The following is a 14,245-nucleotide window of genomic DNA, read 5'->3' as shown; positions in this document are numbered from 1 at the left end:
TCATGTTCCCAGTTTAAGTGTCTGATCCCCTTCTTTTATCAATCCTATACGTTTAAGCAGGATATAGAATACCAGAGTTACAACGGCCGGTAAAATAATTTGGAAGATCAGAATAAGTAACAGTACTTCCATCGTCGGCCCCATAGTTTCTATGGTCATGATCTGTCCAACAAGCCCGCTTGTGCCCATCCCGGCACCTGCAGCATTATTTTCCATGGGGAAGAATACGGTCATGATAGGCGCAATGATTGCACTCGCAAGAATTGGAGGCATAAGTATGAATGGATTCAACAATACATTAGGCACTTGGAGCATGGATGTGCCGAGGCCGATGGATAATACGCCAGAAAAACCATTGTCCCGGTACCCCGTCACAGCAAGACCCACCATATGACAGCAACAGCCAATGACTGCAGCCCCTGCAGCAAGGCCGCTTATATCAAGCATCAGGGCAAGGGCAGCACTCGATAATGGGGCCGTCAATGTAATGCCGAATATGACTGCTACCAGCATACCCATCACAAATGGGCGCTGCTCTGTGGCAAAGACGATCACATCGCCCATGCCAGTCATGAAATCACCAATTACAGGTCCAATAAAACGCGCTACTCCGTATCCGATGATAAGAGTGAACAGCGGCGTCAATATGATATCTATTCTCGTCCTCCCAGCATATAATCGGGCAATCTCTATGGAGGCAATGCTCGCGATATAACTGCCTGCAGCCCCACCCATATCATAGGCAGCGTAACTGATCGCCACTACAGTGAAGATGACGAGAGGTGGCGCCTTCAAGCCATATCCGATTGCGGCTCCTATAGCAGCTCCTGCCATACCCATCGCCACAGCCCCTATCTCCCTAAAACCTGAAAGATAAGGGATATATGTGCCTATGGTATCGATGATGAGGCCAATGATCAGCGATGAGAAGAGACCGAGCGCCATAAAACTCATGCCATCTATGAACCATCTTCTAAGGAGCGTCCTCATCAGTACCCTCTCAACTGTTCAACCTTTTGGGCGTCAATACCCTTCACAAGCTCCATCAGCATCTTTCTCGCTTCGAGATAGTCATTCTTGTTGATGATTGAATGGCTCGTATGTATGTAACGTGCCACAATCCCGACCACTGCACTCACCACTCCATCATTGGCAACATGGATGCTACCTGCGTCCGTGCCGCCTGGGGACTGATAGTATTGATATTTTATATCGTTCTCTTCTGCCGTGCTGATCATATAGTCGCGCATCGGCTTGGACAGGATCATTGTGCGGTCCATTATTCTGAGGAGGGTTCCCTCACCCAATTTGCCAATGTCATCATTTTTGCCCATCATGTCGTTCGCCGGGGAACAATCCACTACAAACGCGATATCTGGTTTTATCATATTGGCGCTTGCTTTTGCCCCTCTGAGTCCTACCTCTTCCTGGACATTCGCTCCGACGTATAGGTCACAATTAAGCTCAATATCCGCCAGTGCCTCGAGCGTCTCTATCGCAATCAGACAGCCGTAACGGTTGTCCCAGGCTTTAGCGAGAAGTTTGTCCTCATTTTCCATCACTTGGAAATCTACATCTGGTACAACAGAGTCTCCTGGATAGATGCCCACTTCCTCCAGTTCTTCCCGGCTATCTGCTCCAACATCAAGCAACATATCTTCGATCTTCACCATACTGCCTTTATCGTCCCCTTTTCTGAAGTGGACGGGCACGCTGCCTATAACCCCGGGGATCTCTCTGTCCTCAGAAGTTCTTACTTTAAACTTATGGCTGAGCAGTACATCATTCGACCATCCCCCAAGCGGAGTGATCTTCAATAGACCATTGTCGGTCGTTTGGGTTATCATGAAGCCCACTTCATCCATATGGCCTGCTATCATCACTTTAGGCGCGTCTTTCACTTTGGATTTTTTAAGTGCAAAAATGCCCCCTAGGCCATCTTGGATGATGTCATCCGCCAAAGGCGCCATTTCTTGTTTCATGTAAGCACGTACCTGATCTTCAAAACCCGGTGCGCCATGAAGTTCTGTCAATGTTTTCATTCTTTCGAGAGTGTTGTCTGTGACTTTCATTACAATTCCCCTTTTCATGATCATTTGACACATAAATATGATAAAATTATTGCGATAGGAGGTCATACAATGCCATCTAGAAACGTAAAGGTTTTCATAGCTATTCTTCTTGCGCTGCTTCCTGCCCTTGTATGGATCAGGATGAACAAAAATGTCCACCCCCGTGCCATCCTAGCAGAATTACGTGCTCAATATGATGACATTACATTCATCTCACTTGATTATAGCCCTTCAAAGAAAAAGTTTCTCGGTCTTGAGCGCGATGTCTACACTGGCCGCTTCCATACGGGAGCAGGCGATTCGACAAGGCGTTACCAATTTACTGCAGATGCTTATACAGGTGAGATGATGGAAGCTGTGGAACTGTAGTTCCCCGGCTTTTTTATTTTCCATACCTTGAGAAACGATGCGCCATTTACATTTTATCATTATTCATTGAGGAAATACACGACATAAAAAAAGCATCCTAGAAAGATGCTTTTAACCGGTATATTTTATTTCCTTGAGCTGAGAACTTATTCTCATATTCAGTACGTATGTTCTCAGGAGGCTCATCAGCATGAAGATCCAGGATGACTTCTTCAAATGCCATTCCATAATTGTTCATGCTTCTCAGACTGAACTCGAACAGACTCCTGTTATCAGTCTTGAATTCAACATGGCCTTCCCTGTACATAATTTTTCTATATCCCTCAAGGAACCCTTCATGGGTAAGCCTTCTCTTTTCATGTCGATTTTTCGGCCATGGGTCGGAGAAATTGAGATATATCCTTTCCACTTCCTCTTCTCCGAAATATTCCTCCAGTTTGCGGGCATCTAAAAGGACAAGCTTGATATTATCAAGTTCCTGTTCCTTCACCTTCTCGACTACACGGATCAGAACATTTTTGTCAAGTTCGATGCCGACGTAGTTTATTCCTGGGTTTCTTTTGGCCATTTCAATGATGAAGCTCCCCATCCCAGTACCGATTTCCACATGAATCGGTTGCTTTGAAGGGAAAAAACCCTGAATATTTCCTGCATAGGACGAATCCGTATCCACGATATGCCCGTGTTCGTTCAGAAAATCCATAGCCCATGGCTTATTACGCATTCTCATTATAGTTACCACCTGTTACCGATTCTTATAAAACATGACTCTATATGAAGCGGTCCCTCTCTATCACTTTATTCAAAAAGATAATCCAGTCGTTCATGTCCTTAAACCGCTTATGGTCCTCATACCACTGGATCATAGTGATCGCCTGGACCAGAGTATACCACTTCATACGTTTCTTTAAATCTCTATTGAGCGGTTTACCGTAACCCTCAAGCCATTCTTCCCAATCCTCCGGCTCCACATAAGTATATAGCAGCATCCCGAGATCGATGGCCGGATCGGCTATCATCGCGCCTTCCCAGTCCACCAGATAAAGTTCGTCCTGTTCAGACAGCAACCAGTTATTATGGTTGACATCCCCGTGACACACTGTGCAGAAGGATTCATCGATCTTCGGCATTTCATTCTCCAGATATTGAATGGCCGTCCGCACAGTATGATGGGCATTCACCTTAGGTGAAAGGGACGTTTGGATCTTATTGAGGAGGAGATCCGGCAACATGGGTTTCATGCCCAATTTTTTCAGCATGGTGCGAAGAGGATTGGATGAGTGTATCTTACTCATCAACAAAGCGACCCTCTCCGAGCACATTTCATCACGAGTCAGCTCCCGGCCATTCTTCCAATGCTGTGCCGTCACTACTTCGCCGGTCTCTATTCTTTTTGTCCAGACCAGCTTCGGAACGATGCCTTCAGCAGACAACGCAGCAAGGAAAGGGCTGGCATTTCGTTTCAGGAAGAGTTTCCTGCCATCCTGTTCCGCCTTATAGGCTTCACCGGAGGCACCACCGACGGGGTCTAGTGTCCAGCCGAGCTGATAGAAATGCTCCAAATTCCACACCTCTTTTCATCATCAAAGAAAAAAGCGCTAAATATTCAAGAATAAGATAGCGCAGATTTCTGTTCGTGTTATAAATTTTATAGTGTTTCACCGCTTATTTCAAGAACTATCGTCGAACCGATTTTGATAACTGGATGTCCGGCACCCTCAAATCCATACAGTGCAAGCGTTGAAGGAATAAAAAATAATTAGAGTAATTTTTCAGTTTAACATTATTTGGACATGTTTAATTTTTGGGTCTTTTTTTGAAAGGCTTCTTGGATTCGCATCGTCATCGGACCTTTAAGTCCTTCACCGACCGCTTGTCCATCAACGCTGTCTACCGCCAGCACTTCCAAAGTTGTGCTTGTAATGAATACTTCATCAGCTGCAGCAAGGTCAGCCAACGTAAAACTTTCTTCTTTTACTGGGACCTCCAGTTCATCAGCTATTTCGAGTACTGAAAGTCTGGTGATGCCATTCAGTATTAAGTTGTCCGCCGGATGAGTATACAAGGTGCCCTCCTTGACGATGAATACATTTGTTGAGGTTCCTTCCGTAACAGTGCCATTGCGGTGCAATACCGCTTCTTTGGCCCCCTGTTCTACAGCACGCTGCTTTTCCAGTACATTCGGCAGCAGGTTGAGGCTTTTGATATCGCATTTCAACCAGCGGTAGTCTTCAGATGTGATGATGGCTGCCCCTTCTTCATTTTGCGCGGCAGAACTTTCAATCGTATTCATATATGCCATAACCACAGGAGGCGTATTAACCGGGAAAGAATGGTTTCTGCCATCTATACCTCTTGATACCTGAAGATAGATATAGCCATTGCTTATTTGGTTCTGCTGCTGCAGTCCAGCTATGATCTCCATGATTTCATTGCGCTCGATCCCTTTGATCCCTATCTTTTCAATGCTTCTGAAAAGCCTATCGATATGTGCTTCAAGTGTATAGAAGACACCATTATAGAGCCGGATGACTTCGTAGACGCCATCTCCGAAATAAAATGCCCTATCATTATAGTCAATCGAGATATCTGCATCTTGCTTAAATTCACCGTTATAATAACTAATTTTCATCCAATTCACCCTTTATGCATATTCTATGCAATGCTTCCAGATAGATTTCGGTGGCCAACAGCAACTCTTCTATTTTCATCCGTTCATTCTTCTGATGCATAGTATCTTCCGTATCATTGAACATGGCCCCATATGCAACACCCTTCTCGAGTACCCTCGCATATGTACCCCCACCTATCGTGAATGGTTCAGACTCATCTTCGACATGGTTCCGGTATGTCTCTGTAAGTATTTTAACTAGAGGATCATTTTTATCCACGTAGTGGGGAGGCTGGAAGTCGACATCTTCGACAGTAAAGCCTTGTTCCATGATCTCTGCATCCAAATTTTCCACCCCTGCCTTAAAATCGAGGCCTTCGGGATATCTCAGATTGACACCAAAGACGCCACCATCCACTTCCGTGTAGTTGATCATTCCGACATTGACGCTCGTCTCCCCCAGTTCCGGATGGGAGGCATCCATGCCGAGCAATGAACCATCGGTGCTGCCTGCCAGTCTTTCAGTGGCGAAACTTACGAAGCTCTCCGCATTATCATCCATATTCAATCTCGACAGGAAATCAATCAGTATAAGTCCAGCGTTGATTCCTGCCTCTGGTGTAGACCCATGCGCACTTTTTCCTTGGATGCCGAGCTTCAGGAATCCGTTATCCACTTCATAATTACCTTCTGCCTCATTTTCGCGTAAAAAGTCTTCAAACGACTGGATCACTTCACTCATGTTCTGGAGGACTTTGAGCTTGGCTTCTGCATCTTCAGGCACCATATTATATCTCTCGCCTGAAATCAGCACCTTCAACTCGATGTTCGGCTCAGTTTCATCAACCTGGAGATTCTTTTGCACAAGGTTGAATGTAGAGATGCCTTTTTCCCCATGTATAAGTGGAAATGCAGCATCCGGCGCAAATCCGGCCTCAGGCATCTCTTCTGACTTGAAGTAGGCTTCTGTACATTTCCAATCGGATTCCTCATCAGTGCCGATGATCAGACGCGTCCGATATTTGAAGGGCAGTTCCTGTTCATTGAGTATCTTCATTGCGTAATAGGCAGCCATTGTCGGCCCTTTGTCGTCCTGCACGCCACGGGCCACAATTGTGCCATCCACAACTTTTGGCGTAAACGGTTCGGAATCCCAGCCACTACCTGGCGGAACCACATCGACATGCCCCAATATTCCAAACAGCGGTCCTCCCTTCCCCGCTTCGATATGCCCCGCTATCGAGTCGACGGTCTTGGTCAGGAAACCATCTCTTTCGCCAAGCTCCATCATGTAGTCCAATGCTTGTTTCGGTCCAGTGCCGACTGGTGCGCCTTCTACAGCTTCTCCCTTTACACTCTCTATCTCAAGCAGCCCCTTAAGGTCATTGATCAGTGCTTCCCTATGTAATTCTACTAACGATTTATAATCCATCGATGACAACCCCCATAAAATATGACGCAATCTTTAGCTTAATGATAAAGAAAAGAAACCACAAAAACAAGGGGACACGTGTATCTCACGTGTCCCCGTTCTTATTACTTATTTTTATTTTTTGATTGTAGGCCTTCATCTGTGACGACGTGGATGTTATGGTTGCCGTCCATTTCACCCTCGTCTTGTACCACATCAACATTTTCTTCGTCTTCTAGCCCTTCAATCACTTTTGCTTCGTCTTTATTCAACTCACCGTGGCTAACATCATCCTGCAGATGTTCCTGCGGGTGGATGCCGCCCTCTGAAATCCACTCATTGTTCATCTGTTCATCAGTCAGCTGACCTTCTGCATCCATCCTATCAGGTTTTGTGGAGTGTTCACCGGACACACTACTTTTGCCCTGGCTTGCAGAAACTTTGTCATTGCCGTCCGAACCATCGTCTGAATTTTTCGATTCATCTTTGTTCATTCTTGATTTGGCTTTCTCTTGTGCTGACTGGGCATATCCTTTCGGGTCTTCTTTAGCTTTCTCGATTTCGGATTTTGCCCGCTCCTGATACTCAGCAGCTTGTTTATTCACTTTTTCCTGCACATTTTGAGCGTAACCCTTCGGATCTTGTCTCACCCGGTCATATTCACTCTTCGCTCTTTCCTGGTATTCTCCAGCCTGTTTTGAAAGTTTGTCCTGTACATCCTGGGCATAGCTTTTAGGATCTTCTTTCACTTTGCTGTATTCATTCTTCACTGCATCACGGTTTTCCTTCTTGGAAAGTTGCTTAGCAGCTACAGCAAGGCCGAGCATAGCTGCAACTTTCAGCAATCCACCTGTTTTTCTAGCCATTTAAAACACCTCTTGTCATATTATTTTGTAGTCGTCCACTGATTGATATTTACCCATTGGCATATTTGTTAAACGTTTCTCAACAAAGCAATTTCATTTTCTTTGAGCCGCCTGTATTCCCCAGGTTCTAAAGTCCCATCCAGCTCCAAGCCGGCAAATGAAATGCGCTCAAGAGCAATGACTTCATTTTCCAGGTACCCGAACATCCTTTTCACCTGATGGAACTTGCCTTCGGTGATCGTCAATTCAACGACCTTCTCAGACAACCTGTGTGCTTGAGCCGGAGCGCTCGTAAAATCTTTCAGGGGGACCCCTTCCCTGAGCAGTTCCAAATCTTTTTCTTCCGGCGCTTTTGCCAACGTCGCGATATATGTCTTCGGCTGTTTTTTCCTTGGACTCAAAAGAGTGTGGGCGAGTTTGCCATCATTGGAGATCAGCAGCAGTCCGGTTGTATCTTTATCGAGTCTTCCGACTGGAAAGAGTTCGTCTTTTTGCGGGTGGTCGATCAGGTCGATTACAGTTGACGTGGCGCCTTCTTCAGTGGAAGAAATGACACCTGAAGGTTTATTCAGCATAAAATAGATGTATTGTTCGAGCTGGATTGCTTCTCCATCAATCTCGACTGTATCTTCGGCTGAAACGGATGATTTCGGATCCGTGACCACTTTACCGTTGACTGCGACATGTTTTTTCCTGATGAACCTTTTAACATCATTCCGACTGCCCAAGCCGGCATTCGACAAATACTTGTCGAGTCTCATTTATAGCACCTTCAATCTTTTGCGTATCTTATCTGCCCTGCTTCCGAGTATCTCATCAGCCAGCCCGGTTTTGAAGGAGAGTATCATATAGACTATGCCCCCTACCGGGACTGCGACGGCCATGATGATGATGGAGTTGAGTTTCTGCTCAACCTCGGCATTCAGGATGAAAATATAGTATACAATTTCGACTGCCAAAAGCATCACGAGGCTGTAGACCATGATCTCCACCAGTGGTCTGAACAATGTCCTCAAGCTGAACCCACCGTGCTTCCTGATAATGTAGAAATTGATCGCGACACCAATGCCAAGTGCTATGCCGGTGCCCATGACGGCCCCGACCGTGCCGAATTGCATTATAAGCGGAATATTGATTGCCGCTTTTATGGCGAGCATCGTCAGAACGACATAGAGCGTCAGATTCTGCCTATCGATGCCCTGAAGGATGGAGCATGTGATTGTGAACAGTGAAATGACGATGCTGACCGGTGCATAGAACATCAGAATCTTAATGCCCATTTCATTATAGCTATAGAACGAAGTATACAATGGTGCTGCCAGGATCATCATACCGATTGCTGCAGGTACGGCAAAGAACAACAGCATTAAAACCATCATCTTGATCTGATGATGCACGTTTTTCATATTGCTCTGATGGTAGTTTTTCGTGATGAACGGCAAGATTGTAATAGCAAATGCAGAGGCGAAGGCCGTCGGAATCATGACGAGTTTATGCGTCGTCAGGTTCAGCATGCCAAACCATGCATCATGAAACTCTTCAGGTACCCCGCCAAGGGCAAGACCATTATTATGGGTCAATTGGTCGATGAACAGAGTGAGTGGGATGCTGATGCCGACTATGATGAATGGAATACCGTATCTGATGATTTCAGAATACATTTCCTTATATGAGAAATCATAATCCGTCTCATCCGACTCGACCATTTTCTGGATGTGGGGTTTTCTTCTGCGCCAAAAGAACCACAGTGTCGCCAGTGAACCAAGACCCCCGATGAATGCTGCAAACACTGCAAGCTCATTGGCCGTCTGTACAGATCCACTCCATACATAGAGCACAAGGGAAGAACCGATGAGAAGGAAGGCGATCCTTAAGATCTGTTCGACGACTGCAGAGGCACTTGTTGGCCCAAATGACTCGAATCCTTGGAAGATGCCACGCCAAGTCGCCATGAACGGGATGATGATCACCGCAACGCCCACGACCCTGATGATGCGGGTAATATCTTCGGTGGACCAGCGATGTTCACCGTCACCGGCAGCAAGCGTCTGCAGTTCTGCAATATAGGGTGCCGCCAAGAATAGAATTAAAAAAGCGATGAATCCTGACGCCATCATGACGAGCAGACTTGACCGGTATAACTTCTGGCTTGTGGCATACGCCCCCAGTGCATTGTATTTGGATACGTATTTGGACACTGCCCCCGGCACTCCGGCTGCAGCAATAGACAGCATGATTGTGTAGGGCGTATACGCATACCCATAGAGAGCGAGATTTTCCTCCCCGCCCATAATGCTGTAGAATGGTATCAGGTATAGCATACCAAGTACTTTCGTGATGACTGTCGCGATAGTGAGCAGAAATGTTCCGCGCACCAGCTTATTTGAATCAGACATTTTATAACCCTCTTATTTTAAGAATAATATTCATTATAATCGAAAGCATAACAGTTTTAAACAAAAAGGAGAACAACAGATGTACCAGACAGTTGTAATAGGCGGTGGTGTGAGTGGGCTCATGGCGGCATTCGCCGCTTCTCAGACCCAAAACAAAGTGCTGCTGATCGAGAAAAATAAAACCCTCGGGAAAAAGCTGCTCATTTCGGGGGGCGGCAGATGCAATGTCACCAACCGCCTCCCCTATGAGGAGATCATCAAGCATATCCCTGGCAATGGCAAATTTCTCTACGGCCCCTTCTCTACATTCGATAATGAGAGCATCATCGAATTTGTCGAATCCAGGGGGGTCGCCTTAAAGGAAGAGGACCACGGGCGCATGTTTCCGAAAACGGACAAGGCAAAAGACATACTGCAAGTCTTTCTTGACGCCCTTGAACAAAATGGGGTTGAAATCATGACTGAAACGACCGTGGATAAAATCATGTCCGACAACAAGACGGTGCAGGGCGTCAGACTCACTGATGGCCGTACCATGAAAGCGAAGTCAGTCATTGTATCCACAGGCGGCAAAAGCGTACCACACACTGGTTCCACCGGTGACGGACACCGCTTTGCAGAACAGGGAGGACATAAAATCACTGAGCTCTTTCCGACGGAAGTCCCCATCACTTCTTCGGAGCCTTTCATAAAGTCAGGTGCATTAAAAGGGTTAAGCTTGTCTGACGTCGCCCTTTCCGTGCTGAAAAAGAATGGTAAGCCGCGGGTGACCCATCGCATGGATATGATCTTCACCCACTTCGGCATCAGTGGTCCGGCAAGTCTAAGGTGCAGCCAGTTCGTCCATAAAGAGCTGCAGAGTCAGAAGTCGGAGACCATAAGAATGTCGATCGATTTTTATCCCGACGCCACTGCCGGCCAATTGAAGGAGCAAGTTGAGCGCGCCATCAGGGAGAATCGGGACCGCTCCCTGAAGAACATTCTGAAGCCACTCATGCAGGAGCGTATGGTGATCTTTATGCTCGAATCCTTGGGTATCGATGCAGCGCTAAGTGGGCATCATGTGTCCAAGGAGAATATCAATGCGATCATCCAGTTCCTGAAACACTTCGAGTTTGATGTGGATGGTACCCAGTCCATTGAAAAGGCCTTTGTGACCGGTGGAGGTGTAAGCCTTAAGGAAATCGTACCTCAAACCATGGAAAGTCGTCTGGTGAAAGGATTGTATTTTGCTGGGGAAGTGCTTGACGTCCATGGCTACACGGGCGGTTACAACATTACAAGTGCACTTGTTACAGGCTATGTCGCCGGCAACAGTGCAGCACAATAGAAAACCCGCTTCCAAAACATTTTGGAAGCGGGTTTTTTTAGTTGGCTACGATGTTTACAAGTTTATCCGGAACCACGATTACTTTACGCACCGTCTTATCCCTGATTGCCTGTTGGACGTTATCGGATTCTATTGCAATGCGTTCCAGATCATCTTTTGAAGCCCCTGTTGGCACATTCATCTTATGCTTCACTTTGCCATTGACCTGAATGACGATTTCGATCTCTTCTTCAACAAGTTTTGATTCATCATAGACCGGCCAATCTTCGTAGGCGATTGTGGTCGTGTATCCCATCTTTTCCCACAGTTCTTCTGCTATATGCGGTGCAACTGGAGACAGGAGTTTAATGAAGCCTTCGACGAAAGCCCTGTTTATCTTGTCTTTTTTATAGCCTTCGTTGACGAATACCATAAGCTGGGATATTGCCGTATTGAAGTTGAGCGTCTCGTAGTCATCAGTCACCTTCTTGACTGTTTCGTGGTAGACCTTAGTCATATCAGAAGTCTCTTCATCGACGATGGAGTCCCTTACACTGCCATCCTCATCCATGAACAATCTCCATACCCGGTCCAGGAAGCGACGGGCACCATCCAGTCCTTTATCACTCCATGCAATCGACGCTTCGAGCGGCCCCATGAACATTTCATAGAGTCTCAGCGTATCCGCCCCGTGGGAGGCGACGATATCATCCGGATTGATGACGTTCCCTTTGGATTTACTCATCTTTTCATTACCTTCCCCAAGTATCATCCCTTGGTTGAAGAGTTTTTGGAAAGGCTCTTTAGTATTGACGACACCGATGTCGTACAGCACCTTATGCCAAAACCTCGCATACAAGAGATGAAGGACGGCATGCTCTGCTCCACCGATATACAAGTCGACAGGCAGCCAATGCTCAATCTTCTCCTTGGAAGCAAGGGCATCCGGGTTATGGGGATCGATGAACCTCAGATAGTACCAGCAGCTGCCGGCCCACTGCGGCATCGTATTCGTTTCCCTCCGGCCCTTGACGCCATCTTCACGTGTGACGGAGACCCACTCTTCGTTGTTTGCCAACGGCGATTCACCTGTACCGGACGGTTTGATCTTTTCCATCTGCGGCAGGGTGAGTGGCAACTCATCCTCTTCCAGGACACTCATTGTACCATCTTCCCAGTGGATGACTGGAATCGGCTCGCCCCAATACCTTTGGCGGGAGAAGAGCCAATCATGCAGCTTGTAGGTCGTCTTCTGCTCCCCTACCCCCTTTTGCTCGAGGAGGCTGATTGCTTTTTTGATTCCTTCCTCTTTATCGAGGCCATCCAACTCTCCGGAATTGATATGAAGGCCGTCACCCGTATAGGCTTCTTTTGAGATGTTCCCACCTTCAAGAACTGCTTTGATCGGCAGGTCGAAAGCATGGGCAAATTCGTAATCCCTCTCGTCATGGGCTGGTACAGCCATGATTGCACCCGTGCCGTAGCTCGCCAATACATAGTCTGCAATCCATATCGGCATTTCCTCTCCGGAAAGCGGGTTTATGGCGTATGCGCCCGTAAACACTCCTGTTTTTTCCTTTGCCAGATCAGTCCGTTCGAGCTCGCTTTTCATCGCTGCCTGTTCCTGATATGATTTGACCGCTTCAATCTGTTCATCTGAACATATCTTTTCGATCAGTGCATGTTCAGGAGAAAGGACAGCATAGGTTGCGCCGTAGATGGTGTCCGGGCGGGTGGTGAATGCCTCGAAAGATTCCCCCGTGCCGGCGATGTCAAAGCGTACGTTTGCGCCTTCCGATTTGCCGATCCAGTTGCGCTGCATGTCCTTTAATGACTCCGGCCAATCCAATTCCTCGAGATCTTCAAGCAGCCGGTCGGCATATTCGGTGATCCTGAGCATCCACTGTTTCATCGGTTTTCTGACGACCGGATGTCCACCGCGCTCCGACAATCCTTCGATGACTTCTTCGTTCGCCAGTACCGTACCGAGCGCCTCACACCAGTTCACCGGCACTTCATCGATATATGCGAGATCCTTTTTGTAGAGCTGGATGAAGATCCACTGTGTCCATTTATAGTATTCCGGATCCGTCGTATTGATTTCACGGTCCCAGTCATAGCTGAATCCGAGCTCTTTTATCTGACGCCTGAAATTTTCGATGTTCGTTTCATTGAAGCTGCGGATATCATTTCCAGTATCGATGGCATACTGTTCAGCAGGCAGTCCGAAAGCATCCCAACCCATCGGGTGCAGTACATTATATCCTTGCATGCGCTTCATCCTCGAGATGATGTCGGTCGCTGTATATCCTTCCGGATGCCCAACGTGCAGGCCGGCCCCCGAAGGATATGGGAACATATCCAGCGCGTAGAATTTTTCCTTCCCGGTTTTATCCTCAGTTTTAAAAGTCTTCTGCTCTTCCCAATATTGCTGCCATTTCTTTTCAATTTCTTTATGGTTGAACGTCATGATAATCCTCCTTGAATATAAATAATCCCATGCCAATATAAGGCATGGGACGATCATATATGTATACGACCGCGGTACCACCCGCATTCACTTGATAGTGCAGCTCTTTTATACTACATGGAATTGATTCGTACCGGATGAGTTCCTGTGCACGCATTGCCGGTTTGCAGCATCCACCGGCTCTCTGGATATGGTTATGCACAATACTGGTTCCTGTACTTATAAATATAGATTATAAACCGCCAATACGCAAGACGCAATCTCGCTATAGTCCCGTCTCTTCAATCTTTAGAAGTTTTGATTTTTTGGCTACTCCGCCGGTATACCCCCCAAGCGAACCATCTGAGGCAATGACCCGATGGCACGGGATGATGATTGATACCGGATTTTTACCGTTCGCATTTGCCACTGCACGTGAATAGGTTGGCCCACCGCAGTCGAGCGCCAATTCCTTGTAGCTTATCGTTTCGCCGTAAGGTATCTCACTGAGCCGACGCCACACTTTTCTCTGGAAGGCCGTACCGGAGCGGGTGATATCTATTGGCACTTCAAAAGTGCGGCGTTCTCCTGAAAAATACTCTTCAAGCTCCGTCACACATTGGCGGATGACTTCAGATACTTCCGTTAAATCTTGATCATCCTTTGGTCTGTCAGCATGATCGACTTCCACAATAACCCCATCTTCAGAACGAATTTTCAACCATCCTACCGGTGCATCCATAAAATAGATGTTTTGCATTT

Annotated in this window: 13 protein-coding genes; 2 read left to right on the top strand and 11 right to left on the bottom strand. The window is 46.8% G+C overall.

Annotated elements, in window-relative coordinates; translation table 11 throughout:
* The gene (locus tag ACZ5LF_RS04670) at positions 1-990 is read right to left on the bottom strand and encodes a PTS sugar transporter subunit IIC (protein ID WP_380569318.1); all 990 of its coding nucleotides are present in this window, start codon (positions 988-990) and stop codon (positions 1-3) included.
* The gene (locus ACZ5LF_RS04665; RefSeq protein ID WP_380569317.1) at positions 990-2,072 is read right to left on the bottom strand and encodes a M42 family metallopeptidase; all 1,083 of its coding nucleotides are present in this window, start codon (positions 2,070-2,072) and stop codon (positions 990-992) included. The genes ACZ5LF_RS04670 and ACZ5LF_RS04665 overlap by 1 nt, the downstream gene beginning before the upstream one ends.
* A gap of 69 nt (positions 2,073-2,141) precedes the next feature.
* On the opposite strand from ACZ5LF_RS04665, the gene ACZ5LF_RS04660 reads away from it, so the two are divergent.
* Entirely contained in the window at positions 2,142-2,441 is a 300-nt protein-coding gene (locus ACZ5LF_RS04660; RefSeq protein ID WP_380569316.1) for a hypothetical protein, read from the top strand.
* A 97-nt stretch (positions 2,442-2,538) separates the two neighbouring features.
* On the opposite strand, the gene trmB is transcribed toward ACZ5LF_RS04660, so the two are convergent.
* The 7 genes from trmB to ACZ5LF_RS04625 all read right to left on the bottom strand — a co-directional run bounded on the left by trmB (position 2,539) and on the right by ACZ5LF_RS04625 (position 9,725).
* The gene (gene trmB, locus ACZ5LF_RS04655) at positions 2,539-3,171 is read right to left on the bottom strand and encodes a tRNA (guanosine(46)-N7)-methyltransferase TrmB (RefSeq protein WP_380569315.1); all 633 of its coding nucleotides are present in this window, start codon (positions 3,169-3,171) and stop codon (positions 2,539-2,541) included.
* 40 nt (positions 3,172-3,211) lie between these two features.
* Positions 3,212-4,003 (bottom strand): phosphotransferase family protein, encoded by a 792-nt coding sequence (locus ACZ5LF_RS04650; protein WP_344702545.1) that lies wholly within the window; start codon positions 4,001-4,003, stop codon positions 3,212-3,214.
* Between the two features lie 221 nt (positions 4,004-4,224).
* On the bottom strand, positions 4,225-5,073 hold the full coding sequence (dat, locus tag ACZ5LF_RS04645) for a D-amino-acid transaminase (RefSeq protein ID WP_380569314.1): 849 nt from the start codon (positions 5,071-5,073) through the stop codon (positions 4,225-4,227).
* Complete coding sequence (gene pepV, locus ACZ5LF_RS04640) at positions 5,063-6,484, bottom strand: dipeptidase PepV (RefSeq protein WP_380569313.1); 1,422 nt, start codon at positions 6,482-6,484, stop codon at positions 5,063-5,065. The genes dat and pepV overlap by 11 nt, the downstream gene beginning before the upstream one ends.
* Before the next feature lie 104 nt (positions 6,485-6,588).
* Positions 6,589-7,329: a hypothetical protein gene (locus ACZ5LF_RS04635; protein WP_380569312.1), complete on the bottom strand. Its 741-nt coding sequence runs from the start codon at positions 7,327-7,329 to the stop codon at positions 6,589-6,591.
* A 68-nt stretch (positions 7,330-7,397) separates the two neighbouring features.
* On the bottom strand, positions 7,398-8,090 hold the full coding sequence (locus tag ACZ5LF_RS04630; protein ID WP_380569311.1) for a pseudouridine synthase: 693 nt from the start codon (positions 8,088-8,090) through the stop codon (positions 7,398-7,400).
* Complete coding sequence (locus ACZ5LF_RS04625) at positions 8,091-9,725, bottom strand: putative polysaccharide biosynthesis protein (RefSeq protein WP_380569310.1); 1,635 nt, start codon at positions 9,723-9,725, stop codon at positions 8,091-8,093.
* 79 nt (positions 9,726-9,804) lie between these two features.
* Here ACZ5LF_RS04625 and ACZ5LF_RS04620 point away from each other — a divergent pair, with 79 nt between their 5' ends.
* On the top strand, positions 9,805-11,055 hold the full coding sequence (locus tag ACZ5LF_RS04620) for a BaiN/RdsA family NAD(P)/FAD-dependent oxidoreductase (RefSeq protein WP_380569309.1): 1,251 nt from the start codon (positions 9,805-9,807) through the stop codon (positions 11,053-11,055).
* A gap of 37 nt (positions 11,056-11,092) precedes the next feature.
* Here the strand turns inward: ACZ5LF_RS04620 and leuS are convergent, their stop codons facing one another.
* Complete coding sequence (gene leuS, locus ACZ5LF_RS04615) at positions 11,093-13,504, bottom strand: leucine--tRNA ligase (protein WP_380569308.1); 2,412 nt, start codon at positions 13,502-13,504, stop codon at positions 11,093-11,095.
* Positions 13,505-13,769: 265 nt separating this feature from the next.
* Positions 13,770-14,243, bottom strand: a complete 474-nt coding sequence (locus ACZ5LF_RS04610) for a methylated-DNA--[protein]-cysteine S-methyltransferase (RefSeq protein ID WP_380569307.1) — start codon at positions 14,241-14,243, stop codon at positions 13,770-13,772.
* Positions 14,244-14,245: the final 2 nt, after the last annotated feature.

Source organism: Salinicoccus siamensis, from assembly GCF_055391965.1.
The sequence above is the reverse complement of the archived record's forward strand: the minus strand, read 5'-3'. Positions and strand labels throughout refer to the sequence as shown.